Here is a 7,176-nt window from a genome sequence, read left to right as displayed (position 1 = left end):
GGAAAACACTGGGCTTTATTCAGCCAGACATAATTTTTAAAGAGCAATTGCAACACGCTAAGAGCGAGTGTTGCAGTTATTAGTTGAATCTAGGTTTACCATTCGACTCAAACTCTGTCTTACACCAGCCCATTACTTTACTTAATGAGAGAGCATCTGCTTTACTATTGACCATATCGGACATGCATCTGAAAAACTCATAAGAATATTCTTCGTTTATATCACTCTGTACTAAGTAGTCTCCTAATATTTCTTTTTGTTCACTTCCTGTCAGCTCGCGAATTTCCTTTAACTTCACATCTGCATAGTCGTCATAGGAAGAGCCACCAATACATTGAGATAAGAGCCCTACAGTAATTATCCCTACAACTAAAAAGCCGATAACATCCTTTCGAGTAATTGTAGGATTTTCAACACCACAGCTTGGGCATTTTTTCTCGCCCGGCGCAACTTGTGCGCCACATTTTTTGCATGCGATTCTTTTTTCGCCCATCAGTTAAGTCCTTTTAAAGCAGATTTGAAGTAATCTTTATTATCAAGTCAAACTTGAACGAGCAATTCGGACTCTGACTGCATTCAACGACGGCATAGTGGACGCATTAAAAGAGCTAGGCGCCGATCCCGATGGCTTGGTGTTTGAGGAATAACTTGCGTCTTTGACCCGCACCCTTCGCCTTTGCCCCGTAACTTGCGCCTTTGGCGCAAGGAAAACGGTTTAAAACCTACATCTTCCAGCCCTGAACCCATTTTTCTTCGTTTTTTAGCTCGCGCCAATCAATTGAGTATTCGTTCTTTGAAAGCACTGATTCGATTACACAGGCAATGACGGCGCCCTCCTCATCGTACTCAACTTCAGATACTAAAAAATGTTTCTCTCGATTCATCGGCGTTACGGCAGTCCACTTGCTATTGCGAAGTTTGGCTGGATTAATTTGGTTCATGTTAATTCCGTTATAACTCAGTTAAAAATAACTTACTAAAGCTCTATGCTACCAAATTGGTATCACTAATAGTTACTTCTGAACTAGGAGGAACTATGAAAAAAATTATTGTTTTAGGCCGCTGTCCAGATAGGTTAGTTATAAAGGCACGGCAAATATTAAACGACAGACATCAACTATCGATTAGAGCAAGAAAAGTAAATCGTTCACGGCGATGGTGCTCAGTCAGGCTAAATATGTGTTTCAGGTTACTCGTTTCTGAACATAATTCAGCCTACATAGCAAATCATGACAAATATGAGCGCATGATTAATAAACTCAAATAAGTAAATTTTGACCCCATCGATGAGGGATCAACAAAAATTATTGAATATGGAACACAGTATGAATACATCAAAAAATGAGCAACGACTAGCACTCACTGACCTTGTGCGGCAGTTAGGTTACGATGACTCAACAAAACTTGCCAATGCGGTTCGTGACATTCTTAAAGGTAAAGAAAGTTTCGAAAAATATGTCGATGACGATGACCATATAAGCAGCGGAAACCGACCTGAAAAAACACTTGTTTCGCCGGACGCTAAAACGCTGGTTGATAATCTTTGTTTGTTACGTCCGTACACTAAGATATTTGGCAAAAGCAAGTCCGAAAGCAGTGAGTACGCCCCATTTCGTTCACTAAAATCAAAAAGTGATCGACCTAAGCTCGAGAGAAAGATCCAAGATCACCGCAAAAAATTCGAAATGGAGATTTTACGTTCAAAACAGGCGCTAAATGCGTTGCCTAAGTTTGCTTCTTTATTCCTCTCCGAGCAGAAGATAGATCTTGAGAAAGACAGCTTGAGAACGCTCCTTTCAGAATGTGGCGAATGGAATGACTATTCAAACACTTATGCCGAAAGTCTATGGAGTGACATCGTCACTTTATCAGCAGAGGTTGAGACGAGTAGCGATACCAGTGAAACACGCCGTCAATTAGGTGAGAAACTACTGCTTATCGGTGACCAAGATTCCGCACTGGAACACCTACATGAGGCGGTTTCTGTCTACCCGGAAAATGGCTTAGCCCACATTGCGTTAGCCGTAATTTACCTTGATACTTTTCGTCAATGCAAAGCTGAGTTGCAGCAGGCTGCTTCCCAAAACGAATTTGCAGGCTTGATCGAGTCTCCAATCAACTCCAGCGAGCATAATCTAAATGAGCAACTACTTTCTCAGTCTAACGATTACTCAGAAGCACGTGAACGGTTATTAAAGCACGCGATTATGGGCCTGTACTACTGGCCTGGTCAAACTGTTGATGCGGACAAAGAAGTGTCATTCGGGTTTCATTATCTAAGTGATTGTCCTGATACCAGCCTGGATTTCAATTACTCAACTCTACTTACCGTCATGCTAAACCACATTCAAGAAGTCGATTTTGAACGTTTGCCAAACGAAATGAACGCTATCTTGCGGCTAAACTTTTACAGCAAGCGTTACGACCGCTGGTCTGTTTACTTGAATTCATGCAAAACCGAAGAATCTAAGTTAATCCTCGTCCTGGGTTGGTTGTCAATGGATGCAGTAAAGCAAGTAATTGATGAAAAAATACGATTTCAGCACCGATCCGCTACTATTAGTCAATCTGACTATCGTTACTATCAATCGCAAGCGTTTCAGCAGCATTATATACAAATTTATGGGTTAGAGGCTTATCGCGATTTTAGCGTATTAACGCTTAAACAGGCGCAAACCGAACTAACAATTAATAACGCGAATCAACTTGCTTCACCTGTGTATTTGGCTGCAAAGGACGTTATTAACGAAGCTACTGATATTAAGGCCATAGATCGCGACAAGATGTATGACTATGACGACAGTACACCAGACTGTGTCTACGCTTGGCACGAGACAGCAGAATGCGTGGTCAATGATATCAATGGCTGGAAAAGTTTACTCGAACACCGCGCTTGGCTAGATTTTGGATGTACTGACCATGCGCCAAGCACACTTTGTAAGTTGGCACTTGTAGCATCGCTGGCAGAATTAAGCCTAGATATTGAAAGTCCCGTCAATGTCGTAATTCTACTGCAGTTAGTAGAGAATAAAACGGTGTTGGACACAGCTGTTGAAGGTTTCTCGCCAGATTTTTTTAAGTATTTAGAGCAAGGGATCTTTACAAACTGTAAATACGGTGACCATCCGGCTGTCAAACAAGCGCTTGAAAAAATCATTACGGCAATTCAGGAGTATCAGGAGGAGTGATGTGAGAACAGGGTTACAACTCACTTGCAAGTATTTCATGTCTACTGCGGCCAAGGGCTGCCTATTGTAAAATAAAGCATCCTGATGCTCTTAATCAGGATGCTTAGCTCACAAAAAATCACTACCCCATAAGTAGTGCTATTATCCGCCACCTAACCTTGAGTCTTTTTTACTGTAGCACGTGATTTTCAGTACTTAAGGGGGTATAAAGAGGTAAATAACCCGTTTTTACTGGGTTTGCTTATTCCCATTATGATAATTTGGGAACATTGCTATCTAAAGAAAGCACTCGGCTTACATTCAAATAATGTATTTCTAAAATAACGACGAATCAGATACCTAGGGGCTATTTCGTTTAGTTCACGATTAGGTTTACTCAAGGAGTCGGTTTTGCAAAATTCTTTTACCAAAGAAATAGATGAGGTTCTTCAGTTAGAGGCTGAAGGTATGCTCAGCGATCTATCAACATCACCTCTTTTACTAGCTAACTTTCTTAGTTTTGACAAAAGAGACAGAGAGCGCGCTGTTAATTACATACGGTCAGTTCTTGATGAGTGCTACAAAGAGGGACACTTAAAAGTAGCAATTTTTCACGAGTCGCAGCACTTGTACGGATATGCGATTTTCTTCACAACCCCCAATGCGGAATATCCTACATATCTGCACAAAATTTTTGTAAAAGAACCATACCGCAATCAGGGACTTGGAGGAAAGTTACTGCAGTCTATAGTTAAGGGCAATTCAAGAGTTGCGCTACTGTGTCCAATCGATAAAGTAGCATTTTACGAAAGTCATGGCTTTAATTATTCGCAGCCATTTGAAGTCCCTGATAACGAGAAGTTTAGACTATCCAGAGGTCTATACTCCGATTTATGCCTCATGAAAAATTACCAAGAACAGTCTGAAATTCCATTGTTCTTTTTAAACGACAATGACCTTACGGATATACTGGGCCTTTAATTTTGATTGTTTCAACTCAACAGCTTACTTCGGCTCACTCATAGGCTTCTTAACATGGCAAGCTTAACGATTATTAACCAAATTAAGTTTTCTGAAACGGAACCAGGAAAGCAATGGTGTTCTCAATTCGGTCACAACGATAGGCATTATGCCGAAAAGTTAATCAATGCTTTGTATTGGGTATCTGACAAGCAGTTCAAGGTATACATTGCTCAACAATTACAAGAGGTAACCCAATCTCAACCAACCGCTTGTTTCTGCGAAAGAGAGCCAAGGAAGAGAAATGGTAAAATCTTGCCTTACTACAAAAGTCCAAGACGCAAACGAAACAGAAAGTTCTATGGCATCGCAATGTCTCCAATACCTACAGAAAATGCTCATCGCCACGAAGTCGGTAGTGAAGGTGTAATTTCAAACATAATAACCTCTAGTATGCGGGAGAATCCAAATAAGGTATTACTCCACCCTACCGCTCAAGCTTTGCAGAAAAAGAAGGTAAAGCAATACGTGATAGTAACTGACTTAATAGGCTCCGGCACCAGAATCTCAAATGTGCTTGATTCATTTTGGGCAGTACCGTCAATTAGAGCCCTGCATTCCGCAAAATTAATTAACTTTTTCGTTATTGCCTATGCCACATCGAGAAGTGGTCGAGGACTTGTATCAAGACATCAGCTGAACCCTGAAATTCGTTACGAGACGGAAGCCCCTTCTTTTAAAGACGCATTTTCTGACAGTGAAGAGCTTGAAATACGGCAATTCCTTAATCGTTATACGAAGAAAAATAAAAGCGGAACTTGGGGGAATACCTTTAACTGGCATGACCCTCTTTTAACCGTTTTCTCACACGGAGCTCCCAACAACTTACCAGAAATAATGTTTAAACCTGGTACAACTGGAATAAAGCCATTATTTAAAGGTAGGAGTACCTCACGGTTTTATGAATATGGCAGTAAATTCGAAAGCCAAATACTTCCAGTACTTAATAATAGAGGTGCTTCTGAGAGTGAGTATCTAGAGTGGCTCTTAAAACAGCCTCTAAGGCATCGACATATATTTCAAGTCCTTTCCGTGATTGGTAAGGCAAAGTCTTTATACCAGATAATGGATTTCACAGGGCTGAAGCGAACGGATATAGTTTCTGTTTTGGAGCTTTCTAAAGCTCATAAGTGGATTGAGGACTATCACATAACTGATCGGGGGCGTTATTTGAGGGATCACCTTAAAAGCAAATCAGTTCAAGTTAGCTCAAAAGGCCTTGAACAACAGGAGAGCGAGCTTTACTATTGTCCTCAGAGTTTGGGAGCTTCTCTCTATTAATCTAGCGAATACAGGCTGTTAGCCTGTCAATTTTGAGGAGCATGTTGTTTTCTCATTGAGCGAGCCGCCGCTTAGAGTCTAAGTGAGACTCACAGCAACCTAAAGGCTGTGGTCGTCGACTCTCTGCTGCGAGTCTCATTTACCCTCCTTACGGATAAAAGTAGATGAATAGATGGAGCTCCCGAGCTTTTAAAAAGCACAATTCAGACAAACCGGTAGCTGTAGTAGAAACAGCTGCTTTGTATGGGCGAAAAATTCAAACCTCGTGTCCAGAGCTACCAGTTATTTTTACACTCAACCATCTAGCGCTCAAATCTGGGGTTCCCTATAACAATCTCCGTAGTTTTGTGGACAGAACTATCGAGAGACCATATAGGTCATTCACTCTCCGAAAAAATGGACGTAGATCGAACCCAAGAAAATTCCGAGTAATTAAAGTTCCACAGCAAGATCTCAAAAAAGCACAACAATTTATTAATCAAAACATTCTATCTAAAATGGAACCGCATGAATGCAGCGTTGCATTTTCACCAGGAAGTAAAATATATGATGCAGCTTCAGAACATTGCAACGCGCGATGGCTTCTTAAGTTTGACATAGTTAGCTTTTTTGAGTCTATTACCGAAAAGTCAGTATACAGGGTATTTCGAAGATACAATTATCCTGCGTTATTAAGCTTTGAAATGGCAAGAATATGTACTGCATTAAAGGCGAAACCTCCAGTTAACTGGGGCGGTGCCCCTGCTAGTATTCGATACCCCACGATTCCTGGTTACTCGAATAACAAACTAGGAACTCTGCCTCAAGGGGCCCCAACAAGCCCAATGCTTGCTAACTTAGTCTCGTACAACCTAGATCGAAGATTAAAACGAATCGCAGATGCTCATAGCTGCCATTATAGTCGCTATGCTGATGACATCACATTTTCTACTGACTTAAGCATTTCAAGAGGTGAGGTATCCACAATAATAGCTATGGTAAATAGCGTATTACGTGAGTATGGGCACACAATGAATAAAGCCAAAACCACTATTGCCCCACCTGGAGCTAGGAAGTTTTATTTGGGGATGAACATTTGCGGAGATGTCCCACAACTTAGGAAAAGCTTTAAACGAAAACTCAAACAACACTTATTCTTTTGCGAAAAAGGCTCCGTTGGCCCAGAGAAACATTCTGAGCACCTTGGTTTTGTATCTGTAATTGGTTTCAAAAACCACCTTAGAGGCTTAATAAACTACGCATGTCAGGTCGACAGTGATTTTGGCAAACTTTGTATGCAAAGGTTTCAATCTATCGACTGGCCTCTGTGAGCTAAACTCAAGAGATTTGATTACCAAGAGCTATAATAATTTTCTGCGTTAGATACTTTCGTTGTAGACATATTTCCCCACCAATCCATCATTTCAACACGCTCATCCCAGTACTCCGCCTTGTGCGAATAAGCGCCCTTCACCTTGTTCTGTTCAACGTGTGCTAATTGACGCTCAATTGCGTCAGAGCGAAACTTCTGGTCACTCTCATGCAACGTTGACGATGCCATGGTTCTAAAGCCATGTGGCACCGCTTTCTCTTTCAAACGGCCATCAGGGTAATGGGCATTATCCTGGTACTTATGCGTATTTCGGTGATTCCGAACAGCGATTCCGGAGTTATCCGATCACCTGTTAGCCGTTCTTTTTCATAACCCTCTTTTTACGCTAAGTGATCG

Annotated in this window: 8 protein-coding genes; 5 read left to right on the top strand and 3 right to left on the bottom strand. The window is 41.2% G+C overall.

What is annotated here, in order from left to right; genetic code table 11:
* Positions 1–79: 79 nt before the first annotated feature.
* Together DFP83_RS13110 and DFP83_RS13100 are read right to left on the bottom strand one after the other, a co-directional pair.
* A complete protein-coding gene (locus tag DFP83_RS13110; protein WP_110576478.1) occupies positions 80–493 on the bottom strand; it encodes a hypothetical protein in 414 nt (137 codons plus the stop codon).
* 229 nt (positions 494–722) lie between these two features.
* Positions 723–941 (bottom strand): TIGR02450 family Trp-rich protein, encoded by a 219-nt coding sequence (locus DFP83_RS13100; protein WP_110576476.1) that lies wholly within the window; start codon positions 939–941, stop codon positions 723–725.
* Positions 942–1,036: 95 nt separating this feature from the next.
* Here DFP83_RS13100 and DFP83_RS13830 point away from each other — a divergent pair, with 95 nt between their 5' ends.
* The 5 genes from DFP83_RS13830 (at position 1,037) to DFP83_RS13080 (ending at position 6,778) form a co-directional block, all read left to right on the top strand.
* Positions 1,037–1,267, top strand: a complete 231-nt coding sequence (locus DFP83_RS13830; RefSeq protein WP_420843794.1) for a ParE family toxin-like protein — start codon at positions 1,037–1,039, stop codon at positions 1,265–1,267.
* Positions 1,268–1,325: 58 nt separating this feature from the next.
* Positions 1,326–3,188: a tetratricopeptide repeat protein gene (locus tag DFP83_RS13095; RefSeq protein ID WP_110576474.1), complete on the top strand. Its 1,863-nt coding sequence runs from the start codon at positions 1,326–1,328 to the stop codon at positions 3,186–3,188.
* A gap of 390 nt (positions 3,189–3,578) precedes the next feature.
* A complete protein-coding gene (locus tag DFP83_RS13090) occupies positions 3,579–4,148 on the top strand; it encodes a GNAT family N-acetyltransferase (protein WP_110576472.1) in 570 nt (189 codons plus the stop codon).
* Between the two features lie 54 nt (positions 4,149–4,202).
* On the top strand, positions 4,203–5,468 hold the full coding sequence (locus DFP83_RS13085; protein ID WP_110576470.1) for a phosphoribosyltransferase-like protein: 1,266 nt from the start codon (positions 4,203–4,205) through the stop codon (positions 5,466–5,468).
* A gap of 164 nt (positions 5,469–5,632) precedes the next feature.
* A complete protein-coding gene (locus DFP83_RS13080) occupies positions 5,633–6,778 on the top strand; it encodes a reverse transcriptase family protein (protein ID WP_110576468.1) in 1,146 nt (381 codons plus the stop codon).
* Between the two features lie 20 nt (positions 6,779–6,798).
* On the opposite strand, the gene DFP83_RS13075 is transcribed toward DFP83_RS13080, so the two are convergent.
* On the bottom strand, positions 6,799–7,008 hold the full coding sequence (locus DFP83_RS13075) for an integrase (RefSeq protein ID WP_241971654.1): 210 nt from the start codon (positions 7,006–7,008) through the stop codon (positions 6,799–6,801).
* Positions 7,009–7,176: the final 168 nt, after the last annotated feature.

Source organism: Idiomarina fontislapidosi, from assembly GCF_003226255.1.
GTDB lineage: Bacteria > Pseudomonadota > Gammaproteobacteria > Enterobacterales > Alteromonadaceae > Idiomarina > Idiomarina fontislapidosi.
The sequence above is the reverse complement of the archived record's forward strand: the minus strand, read 5'-3'. Positions and strand labels throughout refer to the sequence as shown.